The sequence below is a fragment of the Thiofilum sp. genome (genome assembly GCF_016711335.1).
Taxonomy (GTDB): domain Bacteria; phylum Pseudomonadota; class Gammaproteobacteria; order Thiotrichales; family Thiotrichaceae; genus Thiofilum.
In genome coordinates, this window is the sequence record NZ_JADJTF010000001.1 from 1572898 (window position 1) to 1591159 (window position 18262).

Sequence of the window (18262 nt, forward strand, 5' to 3'; positions counted from 1 at the left end):
TTACGATGTGATCATTATGAATGCTGTACTGCAAAACGACGAACTCAATACTTTAGGCTTTATTAAGCCACCCAAATCACTCTTACGCTTAATCGGTAAGGCCATTGGAGATTTTGGCTTGATCCGTGATGGGGACAAGATTTTATTAGGCTTATCGGGTGGTAAAGACTCGTTGTCACTGCTGCATTGTTTGCATCATTTTCAACGCCATGCTCCGATTAAGTTTGAATTTGGTGCGGTAACGATTGACCCCCAATCCGGCGCATTTGATCCCAGCTCCTTGATTCCTTACATGAAATCTCTAGGTATTCCTTATTTTTATGTCAAAGAGCCAATATTAGAGTTAGCGGAAACGCATATGCAAAATGACTCGTATTGTGCCTTTTGTTCACGTATGAAGCGTGGATTGATGTATAAAACAGCACGCGAGCAAGGTTATAATGTTTTAGCGCTAGCTCAACACCTCGATGATTTAGCCGAAAGTTTCCTAATGTCAGCATTCCATGGTGGCAAGCTCAAAACGATGAAAGCACACTACCGTATTGAGGCGGGGGATTTACGGGTGATTCGTCCTTTGGTTTATGTGCGTGAACGTCAGACGGCTGATTTCGCTAAAACGGCTGGATTGCCTGTGATTATCGAGAATTGTCCAGCCTGTTTTGCTATGCCAACCCAACGTCAACACACTAAACTGCTGCTGCTAAATGAGGAAAAAAACCATCCTAAATTGTATCGTAATCTGCTCAGTGCTCTGCGTCCTTTAATGCGTGAGGGGATAGAGTCGGCTTAAGATTGTCGACATTTTGGGAAAATTGCCTTAATCTCTAGAGCTAGAGAATGGAAGTTACATAAGATTAATAATGGCCAGTATTTGAATAGGCTTTTATACCTGCACCACCGCTCGTAAAATTTAATACCCTAGTGAGGAGTCGACACGTATGTCTATAAAGACCTATCCAGTTCCAGCCGAATTTGCCGCTCAAGCTAATGTGAATGCTGAGCAATATGCTGCTATGTATCAGCAATCGGTAGAAGATCCTGAAACCTTTTGGGCTGAGCAAGCAGATCAGTATCTAACTTGGCAAAAAAAGTGGGATACTGTTTTAGATTGGAGCTTTGAAGGTGATGTTCGTATTGCTTGGTTCCAAGGAGGACAGTTAAACGTCTCTGAAAACTGCTTAGATCGTCATTTAGCGACTCGTGGTGATCAAGTAGCGATTATTTGGGAAGGTGATAGTCCTAATGAAGATCGTAAAATCACCTATCGTGAACTGCACGAAGAAGTATGCAAATTCGCCAATGTATTAAAAGGTCGTGGTGTTAAGAAAGGCGACCGCGTTTCTATTTATCTCCCTATGATCCCAGAAGCGGCTGTGGCTATGCTCGCTTGTGCGCGTATCGGTGCGGTGCATTCTATCGTATTCGGTGGGTTCTCTCCTGATGCTTTACGTGATCGCATTCAAGATGCGGAGTGCGGTGTAGTGATTACCTCCGACCAATCTATGCGCGGCGGTAAAAAAGTACCTTTAAAAGGTAATGCCGATAAAGCGATTGCAGAATGTCCTACGGTACATACTTGTATCGTCGTGCAGCGCGGTGGTGATCCAGTGAAGTGGCATGACCACGATGTGTGGTATCACGAAGCCATGGCGACTGCTTCTGCTGATTGTCCTCCTGAGGCGATGGATGCTGAAGATCCTTTATTCATTCTTTATACCTCTGGCTCTACAGGTAAACCTAAGGGTGTACAACACACCACAGGTGGTTATTTACTCCAAGCAGCCATGACTCACAAATTAGTCTTTGATTATAAAGACGGTGAAGTCTATTGGTGTACTGCGGACGTAGGTTGGGTTACTGGTCACTCCTATATTGTTTATGGCCCTTTAACCAATGGCGCTACTTCATTAATGTTTGAAGGCATTCCTACTTATCCCGATGCAGGTCGTTTCTGGGATGTGTGTGATAAGCATGATGTGTCTATCTTCTATACTGCACCGACTGCCATTCGTATGTTAATGGGTGCGGGCGAGAAATTTGTCGAGCGTGCCAAATTAGATAAATTACGGGTGCTAGGTTCAGTGGGTGAGCCAATCAACCCAGAAGCGTGGGAATGGTATAACCGTGTAGTAGGTAAAGGTCGCTGCCCGATTGTGGATACATGGTGGCAAACGGAAACGGGCGCTCATATGTTGACCCCATTGCCGGGGGCTACTCCTCTAAAACCCGGTTCTGCTACCTTCCCCTTCTTTGGTGTTCAGCCATTATTAGTGGATGACAAAGGGGTCGAAGTTAAGGGTAATGGGGTGGAAGGTAATCTATGTATTCGTGCTCCTTGGGCCTTCCATGGCACGTACTTTGTACAAGAACCATGATCGCTTTGTAGAAGCTTATTTCTCTATGTACCCCGGCTACTACTTCACCGGTGACGGCGCTCGCCGTGATGAAGATGGCTACTACTGGATTACCGGTCGTGTGGATGACGTATTAAACGTATCGGGTCACCGTATCGGTACGGCTGAAATCGAATCTGCGCTAGTTCTGCATCCAAAAGTGGCTGAAGCAGCGGTAGTGGGTTATCCGCATGAGTTAACCGGTCAAGGTATCTATGCCTATGTGACTCTGATGACAGGTGAAGAAGGTAATGCGGCTCTTGAGAAAGAGTTAGTCGATTTAGTGCGTAAAGAAATTGGTCCGATTGCAAAAATCAATCTGATTCAATGGTCTCCGGGCTTACCAAAAACTCGTTCTGGTAAAATCATGCGTCGTATCTTACGTAAGATTGCTGCGAATGAGTTAGACAGTTTAGGTGATACCTCAACGCTCGCTGATCCAACCGTAGTCGATGATTTGATTAGTAATCGTGTGAATAAATAACTCGATTATTCGCGATTATTCAGGTAGGGGCAGACCTATGTGTCTGCCCTAATATTTCTGCTATAAGCTATAGACGCTCTTGCACTAAGACCCAAGGTGCTATTACCACCGCCCACAATTTAGAATCATCCGCTACCCAGCTTTTAGCGGTTAAATCTTCTAAATGTTTCACTAGCCCAGCACTAGTCCATTCCGTAAATTTGGCTAGATTATCCTCTACCAAGGCTTCCGCCACATCGAGTAAATCTAAGCTGCTAGCAATGTGTAGCACCCGTCCTCTAGCAAAAAAACGCTCAAGCTCAGACCAAGTAATCCGCGCTGTTTCTAAATTTAATCGTGCTTTGAGAGGAACAGAGTATTGGGTCGTCATAATGTATTGGGGCAAGCAAGAAAAGCTTAAGAGTGTGTCATAAGGTGAGGGAGATTTGAAAGTGTTTAATAAAGCGTTTTAATTGATTCTCGACCCTGATGCTGGCATGTAATATGCTACTGTTGGAGCTAGAGCGGTGATTATTATCACAATAGCTTTGATGTGTCTGCCGATTAAACTTCAGGGAGTGTGCCTTATGCGGAATATTTTTATGAAATCTCTTGCCGCCACCTTATTAAGTGCAAGTATTGCCTTAGTGCCTGCCCTAGCTGAAACTAAAATCCCCTTTACCTTGGATTGGCGCTTTGAAGGGCCTTCTGCCCCCTATTTTATGGCGATAGATCAGGGGCATTTTAAAGCTGAGGGCTTAGAGGTTGAGATAGCAGCAGGGCAAGGCTCTTTAGATGCGATTCCCAAAGTTGCCAGTGGTGCTTATCCTTTAGGCTTTGCGGATATGTCCAGTCTAATCAAATTTTTGGATCAAAACCCTGAAGCACCCGTGACGGCGGTCATGATGTTATATGATAAGCCTGCCTTTGCGGTCGTGGGACTTAAAAGCCGTGGTGTTGAAAAGCCTGCTGATTTAGAGGGAAAAACATTAGGTGCTCCGCCTCCTGATGGTGCATGGGCACAGTTTCCAGCCTTTGCTGCGGCTAATAATTTAGACATGGCTAAAATTAAAATCGAACCCGTCGGTTTCCCAACCCGTGAACCCATGTTAGCTGAGGGCAAGGTAGATGCAGTCACCGGCTTTTCTTTCACCTCGTTTTTAAATACCTTGCGTCTGGGAGTAGAGGAGAAAGATATTTCTGTCATTTTAATGGCCGATCATGGCCTAGCCTTATACGGTAATGCCATTATTGTGAATAAAGACTTTGCCACCAAGCATCCCGAACAAGTAACGGGTTTCCTACGTGCTGTGGCTAAGGGGCTACAAGGCGTGGTGAATGATCCTAAAGCAGGTATTGAAGCTATGGTATCGCGCAATCCTGCTATGGATAAAGCCCTTGAATTGCGTCGCCTCGAAATCGCTCTCAAAGATAATATTATGACTGACTGGGTACTAAAAAACGGTTTGGGTAATATTGATAGCGAGCGCTTTGCTAAATCGCTTGAACAAATTAAGCAAACCTATACCTTTAAAAAAGAGCCTGATGCCCGCTTATATTTCACGGCTGATTATTTACCCAGTGATGGTAGTTTAACCGTTAAAGCAGCACCGTGAGGTTAGTTTATGCGTACTGAAACTACCGAGCTGATTGCTCTGAAACAGGTCAGTCATGCCTATCGCACCGCTTCAGGTTTACTACCTGTATTAGATCAGCTTAATCTGAGTATTCCTGAGGGTAGTTTCTGTGCGGTAGTAGGGCCTTCTGGTTGTGGTAAGTCGACCTTAACTCGGCTAATCGCGGGTTTAATGTTTCCTGATCAAGGTGAGGTCTGGTTACACGGCGAATTAGTACGTTCGCCGCGTAAAACGGTGGGTATGGCGTTTCAAAACCCGGTGTTATTAGAGTGGCGTAGTATTTTAGATAATATCATTTTGCCGCTGGAAATTGTTGCGCCCCGTATGCCCAAAGCCGAGAAAATAGCGCGTGCTAAGCAATTATTAGCTTTAGTGGGTTTGAGTGGTTTTGAGCAAAAACGCCCTTCCGAATTATCGGGGGGGATGCGCCAACGCGCTTCTCTATGTCGTGCTTTAGTCCATAAGCCTGATGTATTGATTTTAGATGAGCCTTTTGGTGCTTTAGATGCCTTCACTCGTGAGGATTTATGGCAGACCATGCACGTCTTGCGAGCAGAGCAGCCTTTTACCGCTTTGTTAATTACGCATGATTTACGTGAAAGTGTTTATCTAGCAGATCAGGTTGTCGTGTTATCGGGGCGACCAGCACGGACTCAGTTTGTGCTGGATATTCCGATACGTGGGATTCGTCCTTTGGCAATGCTCTATGAGCCGCAAGCGGTAGAGTGGTTGGCTATCCTACGCCAACAAATTGAAATTGCTCAAGGTCGTGTGCCACCCACTCTCATAGGAGCCTCTGTATGAAGCCCACGTCTTTAGCTTGGCAGAAGTTTTTTGTCCCCGTGGTTGCTGTAGTGGTAGTGCTATTAGCGTGGGAGATCTTAGTTTGGTACAAAGGGTGGCCGACTTATAAGATGGCTGCACCTAGCGATGTATGGCCTGCTTTTTGGCGCTACCAAGACTTATTTATGGAGTACGGTTGGCAAACCTTGTGGCGTACTGTCGTAGGTTTAGGTTTAGCGGTATTAGTGGGTACATTAATCGGTATGGTGATGGGCTTAAGTCGGATTATGCGTGAGGCTCTCTATCCCTTACTGGTGGGCTTTAATGCCATTCCTAAAGCCACAGTTGTACCAGTGGTGGCGTTAATGTTTGTGGGACAACATGATTTCAACACCGTTTTAATTGCTTTTTTGATTTCATTTTTCCCCATTGCGGTCTCTGTTTCCATCGGTTTATCGACCTTGGAGCCGGAATATCGGGATATTTTGCGCTCTTTAGGTGCTTCACGTTTTACCATTTTCTGGAAAATCGCTTTACCTAAAACCTTACCGGAGTTTTTCGGTGCTTTAAAAGTGGCGGTTACTTTAGCCTTTATCGGTACCAATTTGGTTGAAATTATCACCCCTCACGGTAGAGGGTTGGGGCATTTATTTGATAGTGGTCGGATTAATTCCGATTATCCATTAATGTTCGCCGTACTGATTGCTTTGGCTTTCTTAGGTATCTTGCTGTATTACGTGGTGGTTGCCTTAGAGAAGCTATTTGCCGGTTGGGCAGAGCGCGGCGTGAGTTAAACGTTGTATTTCTCCAGTGCGGGTAACGAGACAGGCTGCGCAGCATAAATCGTTACCCGTAGTTTCTTGCATCCAACACCAACGTACATCGTTAGCATTGGCGAATGCCGCGAGTTCGTTATTATATCGTGATCTCATCTAGCCCATTGCCCGATCATCTACCCCAATTCAATGCTTGAGCCTAGCTTACGTTACTATAAGCGCTATGTGCGTATTATGCTTAATCGTAGTGTGAAGTGATGCGTTAGGGTGCGAGCCTAATAGTAGAGATTTATGGATCAACAAAAAACGACCTCCTCTAATAAAAAGCTTTCCAGCTTGGTATGGGAATTTAATTTCCGTCCCGATAACTATATTCATGCGAGTTGGTTAGCGGCCATGCCTGATGGTGAGTTAATTAGCAAATTAGTCGGCAAACATCGTGGTGCTGAGCGAGTCGTGCAACATCTAATGGGGCGGTTGGGGCTAGAAAACCAAGTCTATTTTAATTTTTCTAGTTCACTCGCCAAGATGGCGCTTTGGTTAGCTGAGGATTTAGAGACTTTAGTGTTGCATGCGGGAGCGGTGATGATTCGTGATCAGGTGCAGCGCTCGGTATCACGCGATGATGTAGTGAAAATCCGTGCCGATATAGGCGACGATTTATATTTCTTTATTCAGCGGCGTGTACCTATGGTAATGCGCCGCCCGCCGGTGGGTTTAGAATTTCCTAATGGGATGGAATTAAAAAAGCGCCTTATTTTGGGTGGGATGCTATGTTTTAACGAAGCGTTTATGGAGTTTCCGCTAGCCTTACGCAAACGTTTAATGATTAAGTTACCGATTCAATGGTATGAGTTATTGGATACTCAAGCGGCATTAGGTCAGCCTTTACGCAACCAACATGCCGAGTGTGTCGCCTTAATTCAAAAAATTGCCATTGATATTAAAATTGGAGTGAGCCACGATGGAAAAATTCGTCTCGGTTAAGCCATTAGACTCACAACTGAGTCCCGAACAACGCGTTTTAAAAGCTCAGGATTATAAGCGCTTAGTGACCTATGAGCAGTTGCTCAAAGAATTAGAATTAAAAGATAAGCGCCGCGAACAGGAGCTATTAGCCGCTAAAGCCGCTGCCTTACGCGCTGGTTTTCAACAGGGCAAAGCACAAGCTAATGCCGAGCTAGCCGCGCAATTACTCGATTTTACCGTCAAGATGAATCATGCAGTCGCTAATACGGAGCGTCAATTAGTGGATGTAGTGATTCATGCGGTGCGTAAGATTGTACATAATTTTGAGGATGCTGAATTAGTCGCAAGCGCGGTAGAACGGGGTATGGAGTTAGTACGCGGTAGCCAAAAGCTGATTATTCGGGTGAATCCTCAACTCTATGATGCAGTAGCGAAGAAAATTAATTCCTTACAAGATACCAGCCGACAGGTGGAGATTGTGAGTGATGCGCACTTAAAAGCGACTGAGTGTGTATTAGAGTCCGATATAGGCATTGTCAATGCAAGCACTGAGCAACAGCTAGAAGCAGTTACTCGTGCATTACAAAAGGCTTTTCCTGATAAAGTAGGACGTATTCAACCGCATTAACCAATTAAACAGCCGAATATTAAGGATCGGGGGCACGATCCTCAGATTTTGCATAAGCTACCGCTTTGGCCTCGATTTCGACAATTTCTTTCATCTTCTCAAACTGTAGAGTCATTTGATCGGACTTTTGTTTGCTAGATTGAAAGGCGGCTTCCGAGGCTTTGAGTTGGTTTTCGGCAGTATTAATCGCTTGATAGTAAAACTGCTCTTGCATGAGCATGTTTTCTAATTGTCCTTGGTACTCCCGTAGTGCCTCAGGGGTAAAAGGTTGGCTTTGCAAGGCTTTAAAGCGGGCTTCTTGTTGTTCTAAACGCCAATGCTGATAGTTAGTCAGATCATTTTTGGCTTGCTGGAGTTGTTGGTTATACCCATCCACTTGGCGGCGCTTCTCTTGCATTTCTGCTAATTGTTGTTCCATGCGCCGATTGCGGATTTTTTTTAATTCTTTAAGTTCATTTAAGCTCATTATGATTTACCTGCTAACTGTATGAGGCGCTGTACTGTTTGATCAAAGGTACTGTGCTCATCGGGTTTTTGCTTAAGAAAATCATTGATTTGATTAATTTTATCCAGTGCCTCATCCGCTAGTGGATCAGCACCGCGTTTATATTCACCCACCCTCACTAGAAATTCAATTTCTTTGTATTTATTCAGTAAAGTACGAATATGAGCGGCAGCACGCCGATGCGGTTCTGAGGTGAGACGCGGCATAATCCGACTCAAACTCCCCAAGGTGTCAACAGCAGGGTAATGGTTACTAGAGGCCAGATCGCGCGATAAGATGATATGCCCATCTAGGAGCGAGCGTACTTCGTCGCCAATAGGGTCAGACATATCATCGCCCTCAATTAGTACGGTATAAAAGGCTGTAATAGAACCATTAGAACCATAGCCCGCCCGTTCTACTAATTTAGGTAATTCTGAAAATACCGAAGGCGGATAACCGCGCCGTGCAGGGGCTTCACCTGCTGCTAGACCAATCTCACGCTGAGCGCGAGCAAAGCGCGTTAAAGAGTCCATCAGCAATAACACTTTTTTGCCTTGATCACGGTAGTATTCAGCCACTGCGGTAGCCACATAAGCCGCTTTCAAGCGTTCAATCGGAGGACGATCCGAGGTGGCAACGATGAGTATAGTTTTAGCCATACCATCTGAGCCTAGTGCCTCTTCCATAAATTCGCGCACCTCACGGCCCCGCTCACCAATTAGAGCGACCACATAGACATCAACGTCTGCGTGTTGCACTAACATGCTGAGTAGCGAGGATTTACCAACCCCCGCACCCGCGAAAATACCGATACGTTGTCCTACCCCGCAGGTAATTAGACCATCAATGGAACGAATACCCAGCGAGAGTGGATCTTTAACCATTTTGCGGGTAAGTGGATCGGGAGGGGAGGCCATTAAGGGATAATAGTCTTGAATCGATACGCCAACCCGATTCTGAATACGCCCAATACCATCCAGCACGCAACCTTTTAAATCATCGCCTACACCCACGCGCAGCATTTCACCCGTTACCGTGACTTGAGTATGAATCGATACCCCTTGCATATCGCCAATGGGGGCGAGTAGAGCAATGTTTTGTTCAAAGCCAATCACTTCAGCGGGAATCATGCGCTCGTCTTCGGCATTTTTGAGCATGCATAATTCACCTAAACGTACTTTAGGAATAATAGCTCGCACTACCGTACCCGTTACCTGCACAATGCGCCCGTGTAATACCAAGGCTTGGCATTGATCTAATGCCTGATACATCACACGCGAGACGTAACTTAATTCCATACTTTACATCCTTGGTTGCATCGGCGGCATCATATGCGGTGGTGGTTGAGTCAGGCGTAACTCACCCGCAGGTTGCACTGAAATGGTAGGAGGTAATTCCTGAATTGAGAGTACAGGCAAATCAGGAAATTGAGCCGCTAAATGAGTACGTAGATGGCGACGTAAATCCATACCCGTTAATACCACAGGTCGAATCGAGTCCGGTGTGGCACGTTGATTATATTGCTCTTCTAAGTAGCGTACTGTATTCATTAGTGTTTGAGCGGCGTCAGGCGAGAGCGCTAAGAAAATACCCGCCTGTGTTTGGCGAATACTGCCCTGTAGCATACGCTCAGATTCGGGATCAATCATATAGACGGGTAATTGCCCCGTGCCACGGGTGAAGGAATAGGCAATTTGTCGTTTTAAGGCAATACGCACACGCTCAGAAAGCATGCCCATATCTTTTTCTTCGGCAAATTCAATCAGCGTTTCTAAAATTTGGCGTAAATCACGGATGGAAATACTTTCACTCAGTAAGCGTTTGAATATATCCACCATTTTAGTATTCGGTACTGCGCGTTGAGCCTCTTGTACTAAGGTGACATAGCCAGCTTCTTCGAGGCGACTCATCAGGGTATGTACTTCTTGTACCCCAATAAACTCAGCCGCATGACGCCGCAGAATAAAACTTAAATGATTACTAATGGTTTTAATCGCATTAGCTCCCACCCCAGTATCCGTTTGAGTCGTGACGGTATTCACTACCGCCATATCGGAGTTAGCACCCATCGCCGCTTTGGGGAGTGCTGCCATCGGAGGTGCATTGAGGTCGCCTTGTGCAACGGGAATGCCACGAATCAAAATGCGGTACATATTACCGCTGAGTTGTTCAGATAAACGTAAACCCACTCCTGACAGTGGCACACCTAAATCGGTATAAAATTGGCGTCTGACCTTGGTAAATTCATCATTCAGGGCAGGCAATGCAATCTGACTGCGCATCGTTTCTGGTATTTCTACCAGTACCGGATCTAGTGGTTTTAGCTCCTCCAATAACTTAGTACTGTCATAGGTTTCAGCCCCACCACCCGTGAGTTTTTCAGCACCACCTAAAATCGTGGTTGCTTCTCCTACCGCAAATTCGCGCTTAGATTTAGCTTTTTTCAGAATGAATCCGGTAAACCCTAAAGTAGCCCCTAATACTAAAAAGACCATAGTAGGGAAACCGGGAATCAGACCCATCATAGTCACAATGACGGCAGCAACCATTAGAGCATTGGGTTGGTCGAGTAATTGACCACTAATATCTGTACCTAAATTACCCTCTTCATCCACGGAAACCCGCGAGATAATAATCCCTGCGGTAATGGAGATAAAAAGTGCCGGGATTTGTGAGATTAATCCATCACCGATAGTCAGTACTGAATAAAGTTGAGCCGCATCACCCGCTGTCATACCGCGCTGCATCACCCCAATCGTAATGCCGCCCAAGATATTGACTAAGATAATAATCAAGCCTGCTATCGCATCCCCCTTGACGAATTTCATCGCGCCATCCATAGAGCCAAAGAGTTGGCTTTCTTTTTCAAGACGTAGGCGACGGGAACGAGCTTCAGTCAAACTAATCACCCCAGCGCGAAGGTCACTATCAATACTCATTTGCTTACCGGGCATGGCATCGAGTGAGAAGCGTGCCCCCACCTCAGCAATCCGCTCTGAACCCTTGGTAATGACAATAAATTGCACAATAGTAATGATCAGGAAAATGACGATCCCTACTACCATATTGCCACCCACCACAAATTGCCCGAAGGTTTCAATGATTTTACCGGCATCCGCTTCAGTCAAAATCAACCGCGTGGTCGCAATACTCAAAGATAGGCGAAATAGGGTGGTGAGTAGGAGCACCGAGGGGAAGGATGAAAAGTGCAATGGTGAGGGCAAGTAAACCGATAGCATCAAGAGTAAAATGGCTATCCCCATATTGATAGCAATTAAAATATCCACTATTAAGGTAGGCATGGGGAGAATCATCATAAAGATGATCGCCACCAGCAGCAACGCGAGCGCAATATCACTGCGAGCCGTTAGTTTTTGTAATAAGCCTTGTGATGGGGCACTCATAGTGTCACCTATACTTTAGAAGCATCGTTTTTAAGTTCGAGTTGTACGTAACGATCCATTCCCGTCAATTTGATTAAGCGTTGAATTAAAGCATTAGCACCCAGCAAAGTCGGTGCAACTTGGTGTGTGTGATAAAACTCTAGTAATACCTGTAGACCGTCGGAGGTCATATAGGGAGTTTGTTCAAAATTAATAATGACAGGCGGTGTTAATTTGGTGATGATCGCTCGTAAATTATCGGCTAGCGTGGCATTCAAAGCGCCCGACAATTGGATAACGGCTTTACCCTCTTGGGTTTGAATTTTGATACTGCCATCAGGGAGTTGCATAGTTGGGTCTCATTAGCTAGTTATGCTGCCTTAATCGACTAAGGCAACGTATAATTTTCTATCATCAATACCAATAATTTTGACCCTTGTACCTGCCGCACAATCAGGACCTGAGACTGCCCAATCCTCACGTTGAATATGAATAGTACCGTGCCCATTCATAATGGGCTGATCGAGCACAATAGTTTCGCCGACTAGATGTTGCCCAGGGTAAGCACTAAAAAACTCTTTAAACGACTTAGATAAATCAAAAAATAATGGCGCAATAAAAATAATCAGCAATAGTACCGGCAATTGCCACTGCCAAAAGGCGGCGGGACTCAAGAGCATCAATAGACCTGTGATACCAGCCGCTAGACCTAGCCATTTTTCCCAAGAGCCATATAAGCTATTTTTATAGTGAGAGATCATGCCGTTGGGTTGTTTAATCCACTGTGACAGCCTGAAAATAGCCCGTTGTACCCATAATTTAAGTTCGCCATCCTGCATAGCTTGTCTAAATCCGCTGAAAGGAGAATGACTCGGCGTTTGACTACCTTGAGACGATTCAGACACGGGTACGAGTCCTTGGTCTTTAGATAATTTGGTTTGGTTTTCAGTCATTGTAGTTATCATGCTAATAATGGCTTTAAATATAAGTACTTTGTTTATTTTAGAATAAATAGAAAAATATAACTCACAAAGCACTAAAATAAGGGTGTTAATTAAGTCTTAATTAACGTTTTGGATTTTGGCGCATTGCCTGAGCCACTCCCTCAATACTGGAGGTGGGGATATATTGATCGACCTTACCTTCCTCTAGTAATAATTGTGCTAATTTTGGGTTTTGAATGGTCGGTACATTCTCAATTTGGGCAATTTCTAGCATACGCCTTGCCACAGGGCCACGACCAATAGCTGCGATTAATGGTAGTGGAGTAACTCCCTGCTCAAATTGTAAAGCGATAGCCACCCCTATATCAACAATCACGAGACGGGCTGTTTTAATACGTTTTTGTATATCTTGCTCGGCTAATTCGCGGCGCAGATTACGTCGCTCTCCCACTACATGCGGATCACCAAACATTTCTTTAAACTCGCGTTTTAATTCTTCCTTAGTCATGCGTTGTTCTTTAAGGAATTGTTGGCGCTGAAAAATAAAATCAACCACCGCCATGACTAAGATAGCGGGGATAATATAAAGAAAGAGCTTGGATATTAAATCCTCATTAATAAATTGCTGGCATAAGACATTACATTGCTGTACGTCATTTAGTAGTAGTTTAATGCCGATATATACCACGTAAAGCATAATGATGCTGATAACAATCGTTTTAAGCAAAGATAGCAGTGTTTCTACTAACTGCTTAACAGAAAAAATACGTTTCATACCTTCAGCAGGATTGATTTTAGCAAAGTCGGGTTTCATACTGTCAAATGAAAATAAAAAACCAAACTGACCAATATTCCCCAAAATAGCGGCTACAGTAACCACTAAAGAAAAAGGTAAAATAATTTCTAGAATAATTTTTTCATTAATAACTTTAAGACTACCACTCAGAGCCACGCCAAAGTCGTAAGACAATAATGTACTAATCACATTAAAAGTTTCTTTTAAGTTTTCGAGGATAGTATTCCAGCTCAGTACAAAGTATAAGATAATGGCAATTAGTATCAGTGCTGAAGGTATGTCTTTGCTGCGTGCTACCTGTCCTCTTTTACGGGCATCACGCAGCTTCTTCGGGGTGGCGTCTTCGGTTTTTTCACTACTACTTTCTTGGCTCACTGCAAAATCCCTTCTAAGATTTGTAATTGAGCGCCTAAGGTAATAAAGTTATCTCTTAGGTAGTCAGCTATAATAATAATGTAGTACATTAAAAAGAAAAAAGCTAAACCACTTTTAATAGGCATAGCCATTAAAAAGATATTTAACTGAGGTAAATAGCGTCCAATTAATCCAGTACCTAAATCAATGATAAGCATTAAGCCTAAAAATGGTCCAGCTAAAAGCAAGGTAGTATACATGAGTTTATCTAATTGAGATAAAAAGTATTTAACCGTGTCTAGATCAAGAGGTGGTATAAAATGATTAATAGGCCATGTTTGATAACTAAAGTAAATTGATTGTATGAGTAATAAAAAGCTACCACTGACAAATAATAAAGTAATAGTGAGTTGAGAGAGCAATATCCCCACGGGAGCGACCATATTAGCACTTAAAGGTGAGAAAAATAGTGCAGACATCGTACCGCGCTGCGTATCAATTAAAAACCCCGTGGCGCGTACTGCCCAAAAGGGAATACTAAAAATGAAACCCATAAATAACCCCAGCACACCTTCTTTAATGAGAATCCCTGCCATCAGTACTGAGTTATTATTCAGGAGTAATACCTGATCATGGGTGAGAGGCAGTATAAAGGCTGCGAAGGCTATAATAATGCCACTGCGAATGGTGGCAGGAATTAAAGATTCTACGAATAGAGGCATGAGAGCGAACATCACCAATAAGCGTGGTAGGGTGAAAGCCAGTGCTAAGAGCCACGGTCTAGTGAGTTCTAGTAGTTCCATCAGCGCCCCACTCGTACAATCTGATCAAAAAGGGTAACGGTGTACATATACAGTTCCGGTCCCATCCAGCGTGCTGTGGCGGCTAAGGTCACAATAGTGGCGAGTAACTTAAAACCGTGAGGTAGGGTTTGCTCTTGAATAGACGTAAGTGCTTGGAATAAACCTATTAATAAACCGACGACGGTAGCTGCAATAATAGTTGGCATTGATAAATACAACACTAATTGCATTGCTTGAGCCGTGTAATGAATGAGCTGTTCATCGTTCATTTTATTGATAACTCAGTAATAAGCCATGAATTAAGCGTGACCAACCATCAACTAGCACAAATAATAGTAACTTAAAGGGTAAGGAAACAACGGTGGGTGAAACCATCATCATCCCCATAGAAAGTAAAATATTTGAAATAATTAAGTCGATTACAATAAAAGGTAAAAAGATTAAAAAGCCAATTTGAAAAGCCGCCGTTAACTCACTCACCATAAAGGCGGGAATTAATACTAATAAATGCTTCTGGTCGACTTCTTGAGCATAGCGAGCAGGCCAAATTTTCTGTGCAGTATCCACAAAAAATTGCCGTTCGGTTACTTTTGAGTGTTTGGTTAAAAAATCTTGTAAAGGTCTAGAGCTATCACTGAAGGCTGCGCCAAAATTAGGGTTTTTAATATCAGTCACTTCTATATTATAGCTATTAAAAATTTCATAGGTTTCCATAATAACCGGAGCCATAATATAAATAGATAGAATAATAGCAATCCCACTGACTGCCATATTGGGTGGTTCTTGTTGTAGACCAATAGCGCTCCGTACAATATGCATCACTACTATTAGCTTAATAAAAGAACTGGTTAAAATAGCAATAAAGGGTGCTAGCCCTAATAAGGTCAATAAACCCAGTAGCAACACTGGATTTGGAAAAGTTTCCATGAGTTAGCCTGTTTTTTTACTGCCAAAAATAGTAAGTAATCTAACGCCTAAACGTCCATTAACATCCACTAATTCACCAGTACCTAATAATTTATTTTGTGAGCGAATTTGTACTATTTCAGGTAGAGGTGTGGATAGTTCGATTACATAGCCGGGTCTTAGTTGCTTAATTTCATTAAAAGATAGTGTATGTTGCCCTATGTCAAAGGTGAGTTGAATAGGAACTTGATTGAGACTATCAATCGTATTTTTTTGTTCTTGATCTGTCATAATGTTCCAATCAGAGTTAATAGTAAGCGTTTTATTATTAAAATTAAATAAGCCAGTACAATAAGTATGAGGCGGTAGAACAATACGAAGTTGTTGTCTTTGTAGAAAATCACTATCATTGAGCAATATAACATCGGTCGACTCTAGACTATTTAGCTCAGCTAAAGTTAGTTGTTGTCGGCTTAGCTCAATGCGTAAAGGGGTTTGTAATTGCTCCCAGTCTAAATTAGGGTCAGAAGGCCAATGACGTAAACGTTCTTGAAGTAGCGGGTAAGTACGTTCTTCTACTAATAAAGTACCGGTCATTTGAGCGCTATTATCCACCTGACCATCAACTATACTCATCTCAGTGAGTTCAAATCCTAAAGGTAAGGTATAAAGCTTATTATGCTTATCCGCCGATAAGCCTTGAATTTTTACTTTAGTACCTAAACCATGTTCTGCCACGACTAATAATGGCTCTAGCGCGTTTTCTAATAAGGCAATGGCTAGATTTTCTGGCAACCTATCCAACATACCTTCTGGAATAAAGCTGCGGATATTATCAACTAAAGGCCAGTTGGTGAGCCATAAACCTGCTACTGAATCTCCTAAGCCCACGGTTAAACTAATAGGTGATATATCCCGTTGATTAAGATTGCCGGGCATTAAACGCACACGGAAGCTTTTAGTTTCATTAAGAGAAAAAGAAAAAACACGCGATTTATTGAGCAGCAAATTATTCATGCGTACAGCTAACTCGGTCTGACGCTCTAATTTGAGTGGTTTGAAAGTGATGGTACGACTGCTCATGGTTCTAGTATTGCCGCCTATCCTGTAGCTTGTGTTCTCAGCTTTAGCTCAGCCCACCATGACCTAGAGGATGAAGTTTTGTTATTAAAATAATTATGGCTACTGCCCTAACAGCTTGCCCCACGATAAAATAATCTTATCGTGGGGCGGTCTTTTAAGCAATATCAGGCGACTAGCGTACAATAGTGGGGTGACACTAACCTTAACTGATTGCAGTTCCTCCCCAGTTTTGTAAACGGGGTAGGTTGGGGTTAGCAATCGCAGCACCTAAGTAATAGCCACCGAACGTGCCTCCAGTGGGTGTCCATGATCCATCCGCATTAAATTTAACGGCGACCTCACCAATACTGGCTGACCAGAAGCGATGATTACCATCCGCTGCCTGACCGAGATAAACCGCATTCCAGCCTTGCGTAGCTGAAGTGTTGTCACCAGGTTTATCAAAGTAGTAGGTATTACCTACGGTGAGTCTATCACCCTGATTAGGGTCAAATAGGGCAGTTTCACCCTCTAGATTAGCACGACCATTGACTACTATAGTGCCAGCAGGCGCTGTGCGTACACGAGAGATATAACCACCATCAAAATTCGAGTTATCGAAGGGGTCATACCATGAGGCAATGGCTAGCTTACCTTGAGTACTACGATCAAAGGCAGCTGCGCCAATAGTATCTAACGTTGCCTTTAGATTGAGAATAGTCATCGGGGTGGCACAATCGAAGCGATAGGCACTACGATTGTTAAATAAATCATTCAGTGCATCAGAAGGCTTAATGGCATTACCACTATTATCAGCGGTGCGCATCACCATATAGCGATTACCCCCACGCTGTACAATTTCCCAAAAGTTGTTACGTTCTAGTACTTGTTCTGTACCGCGAGCACCATTAATGGGATCGGTATAGGAGCGCGATTCAGGGCGCGATAATCTACCACCTGCAATTTGCACAATATCATTGGTAAAGCCCCAACCAGAGCCTATGGAGTTAGTGGTAGCGGCCATGTTCTCACGGAAACGAATATCGTATATATCCTGAGCAGTTAAAACTTTGCTACGTAACTGATTACCTGACGCATCACGTACTACTACCGTATCGCCTACACCTAGACGATTATCAGGTGTACCGCCTTCTAGTGCAGTAATAGTTGAACCCGTAGCCACCGTGCCGTTGGCATTTGTCGCAAATAAGCTACTGAGAATACTACGTTCAGAAGCAGTGAGTGTTGCTGTTGCAGGGCTAGGCGCTGGTACAGGCGTCGGAGTAGGAGACGGCACGGGCGTCGGAGTAGGGGATGGCACAGGCGTTGGTGTCGGAGACGGCACGGGTGTCGGTGTCGGAGACGGCACGGGTGTCGGTGTCGGAGACGGCACGGGCGTTGGTGTCGGAGATGGTACGGGCGTCGGAGTAGGCGACGGTACGGGCGTCGGAGTAGGCGACGGCACAGGTGTTGGTGTCGGAGACGGCACAGGTGTCGGAGTCGGAGATGGCACAGGTGTTGGTGTCGGAGACGGCACAGGCGTTGGTGTCGGAGACGGCACGGGCGTTGGAGTAGGCGACGGTACAGGCGTCGGAGTAGGCGACGGCACAGGTGTTGGGCTAGGAGCAGGTGTCTGCCCACTTTGAATTTGTTGTAATAATTGAATAATTAAACGTAGTAATTGTAAAAAAACGGGATTACTAAATAAGTTGGTATTACGAAATGCAGGGCTAGTACTGGTAGAAGAGCTGGTTGAAGTGGGGCTAGTGGTACTCACCGGAGTACTAGTTGTGCTTTGAATAGTTGACATAATTGTTATCTCCTTTATGCATCGTCAAATACCCACCTTCCCTAAAGGTAGGGTATCTCGCCATATAT

General features: G+C 44.1%; 18 protein-coding genes and 1 pseudogene. 7 read left to right on the forward strand and 12 right to left on the reverse strand.

Annotation, left to right across the window (positions count from 1 at the left end):
• Nucleotides 1-16: 16 nt before the first annotated feature.
• On the forward strand, nucleotides 17-790 hold the full coding sequence (locus IPL34_RS07435) for an ATP-binding protein (protein ID WP_296840067.1): 774 nt from the start codon (nucleotides 17-19) through the stop codon (nucleotides 788-790).
• Nucleotides 791-938: 148 nt separating this feature from the next.
• Nucleotides 939-2877 (forward strand): annotated as a pseudogene (gene acs / locus IPL34_RS07440) (acetate--CoA ligase).
• A 67-nt stretch (nucleotides 2878-2944) separates the two neighbouring features.
• Here acs and IPL34_RS07445 read toward each other — a convergent pair.
• A complete protein-coding gene (locus IPL34_RS07445; RefSeq protein ID WP_296840069.1) occupies nucleotides 2945-3262 on the reverse strand; it encodes a DUF2288 domain-containing protein in 318 nt (105 codons plus the stop codon).
• Nucleotides 3263-3443: 181 nt separating this feature from the next.
• On the opposite strand from IPL34_RS07445, the gene IPL34_RS07450 reads away from it, so the two are divergent.
• The 5 genes from IPL34_RS07450 to IPL34_RS07470 all read left to right on the forward strand — a co-directional run bounded on the left by IPL34_RS07450 (nucleotide 3444) and on the right by IPL34_RS07470 (nucleotide 7649).
• Entirely contained in the window at nucleotides 3444-4472 is a 1029-nt protein-coding gene (locus tag IPL34_RS07450; RefSeq protein WP_296840071.1) for an ABC transporter substrate-binding protein, read from the forward strand.
• 9 nt (nucleotides 4473-4481) lie between these two features.
• Nucleotides 4482-5297, forward strand: coding sequence for an ABC transporter ATP-binding protein (locus IPL34_RS07455; RefSeq protein ID WP_296840073.1), 816 nt, complete (start codon nucleotides 4482-4484; stop codon nucleotides 5295-5297).
• Nucleotides 5294-6070, forward strand: coding sequence for an ABC transporter permease (locus IPL34_RS07460; RefSeq protein ID WP_296840076.1), 777 nt, complete (start codon nucleotides 5294-5296; stop codon nucleotides 6068-6070). The genes IPL34_RS07455 and IPL34_RS07460 overlap by 4 nt, the downstream gene beginning before the upstream one ends.
• A 273-nt stretch (nucleotides 6071-6343) precedes the next feature.
• Nucleotides 6344-7039 (forward strand): SctK family type III secretion system sorting platform protein, encoded by a 696-nt coding sequence (locus IPL34_RS07465; RefSeq protein ID WP_296840078.1) that lies wholly within the window; start codon nucleotides 6344-6346, stop codon nucleotides 7037-7039.
• Nucleotides 7017-7649: a FliH/SctL family protein gene (locus IPL34_RS07470; protein WP_296840081.1), complete on the forward strand. Its 633-nt coding sequence runs from the start codon at nucleotides 7017-7019 to the stop codon at nucleotides 7647-7649. The genes IPL34_RS07465 and IPL34_RS07470 overlap by 23 nt, the downstream gene beginning before the upstream one ends.
• Nucleotides 7650-7668: 19 nt before the next feature.
• Here IPL34_RS07470 and IPL34_RS07475 read toward each other — a convergent pair whose 3' ends face one another.
• The 11 genes from IPL34_RS07475 to IPL34_RS07525 all read right to left on the reverse strand — a co-directional run bounded on the left by IPL34_RS07475 (nucleotide 7669) and on the right by IPL34_RS07525 (nucleotide 18194).
• Nucleotides 7669-8115 (reverse strand): YscO family type III secretion system apparatus protein, encoded by a 447-nt coding sequence (locus IPL34_RS07475; RefSeq protein WP_296840084.1) that lies wholly within the window; start codon nucleotides 8113-8115, stop codon nucleotides 7669-7671.
• Complete coding sequence (sctN, locus tag IPL34_RS07480; RefSeq protein ID WP_296840087.1) at nucleotides 8115-9434, reverse strand: type III secretion system ATPase SctN; 1320 nt, start codon at nucleotides 9432-9434, stop codon at nucleotides 8115-8117. The genes IPL34_RS07475 and sctN overlap by 1 nt, the downstream gene beginning before the upstream one ends.
• A gap of 3 nt (nucleotides 9435-9437) precedes the next feature.
• A complete protein-coding gene (gene sctV / locus IPL34_RS07485; RefSeq protein WP_296840090.1) occupies nucleotides 9438-11540 on the reverse strand; it encodes a type III secretion system export apparatus subunit SctV in 2103 nt (700 codons plus the stop codon).
• Between the two features lie 8 nt (nucleotides 11541-11548).
• On the reverse strand, nucleotides 11549-11869 hold the full coding sequence (locus tag IPL34_RS07490; protein WP_296840093.1) for an STAS domain-containing protein: 321 nt from the start codon (nucleotides 11867-11869) through the stop codon (nucleotides 11549-11551).
• 30 nt (nucleotides 11870-11899) lie between these two features.
• Nucleotides 11900-12424, reverse strand: coding sequence for an NfeD family protein (locus IPL34_RS07495; RefSeq protein ID WP_296840096.1), 525 nt, complete (start codon nucleotides 12422-12424; stop codon nucleotides 11900-11902).
• 160 nt (nucleotides 12425-12584) lie between these two features.
• On the reverse strand, nucleotides 12585-13634 hold the full coding sequence (locus IPL34_RS07500) for an EscU/YscU/HrcU family type III secretion system export apparatus switch protein (protein ID WP_296840099.1): 1050 nt from the start codon (nucleotides 13632-13634) through the stop codon (nucleotides 12585-12587).
• Entirely contained in the window at nucleotides 13631-14416 is a 786-nt protein-coding gene (gene sctT, locus IPL34_RS07505) for a type III secretion system export apparatus subunit SctT (RefSeq protein ID WP_296840101.1), read from the reverse strand. Before sctT ends, IPL34_RS07500 begins: the two co-directional genes overlap by 4 nt.
• Entirely contained in the window at nucleotides 14416-14685 is a 270-nt protein-coding gene (gene sctS / locus IPL34_RS07510) for a type III secretion system export apparatus subunit SctS (protein WP_296840103.1), read from the reverse strand. The genes sctT and sctS overlap by 1 nt, the downstream gene beginning before the upstream one ends.
• A gap of 1 nt (nucleotide 14686) precedes the next feature.
• Nucleotides 14687-15343, reverse strand: a complete 657-nt coding sequence (gene sctR, locus IPL34_RS07515) for a type III secretion system export apparatus subunit SctR (protein ID WP_296840105.1) — start codon at nucleotides 15341-15343, stop codon at nucleotides 14687-14689.
• A 3-nt stretch (nucleotides 15344-15346) separates the two neighbouring features.
• Complete coding sequence (gene sctQ / locus IPL34_RS07520; RefSeq protein WP_296840108.1) at nucleotides 15347-16405, reverse strand: type III secretion system cytoplasmic ring protein SctQ; 1059 nt, start codon at nucleotides 16403-16405, stop codon at nucleotides 15347-15349.
• A gap of 202 nt (nucleotides 16406-16607) precedes the next feature.
• On the reverse strand, nucleotides 16608-18194 hold the full coding sequence (locus IPL34_RS07525) for a hypothetical protein (protein ID WP_296840109.1): 1587 nt from the start codon (nucleotides 18192-18194) through the stop codon (nucleotides 16608-16610).
• Between the last annotated feature and the right edge of the window lie 68 nt (nucleotides 18195-18262).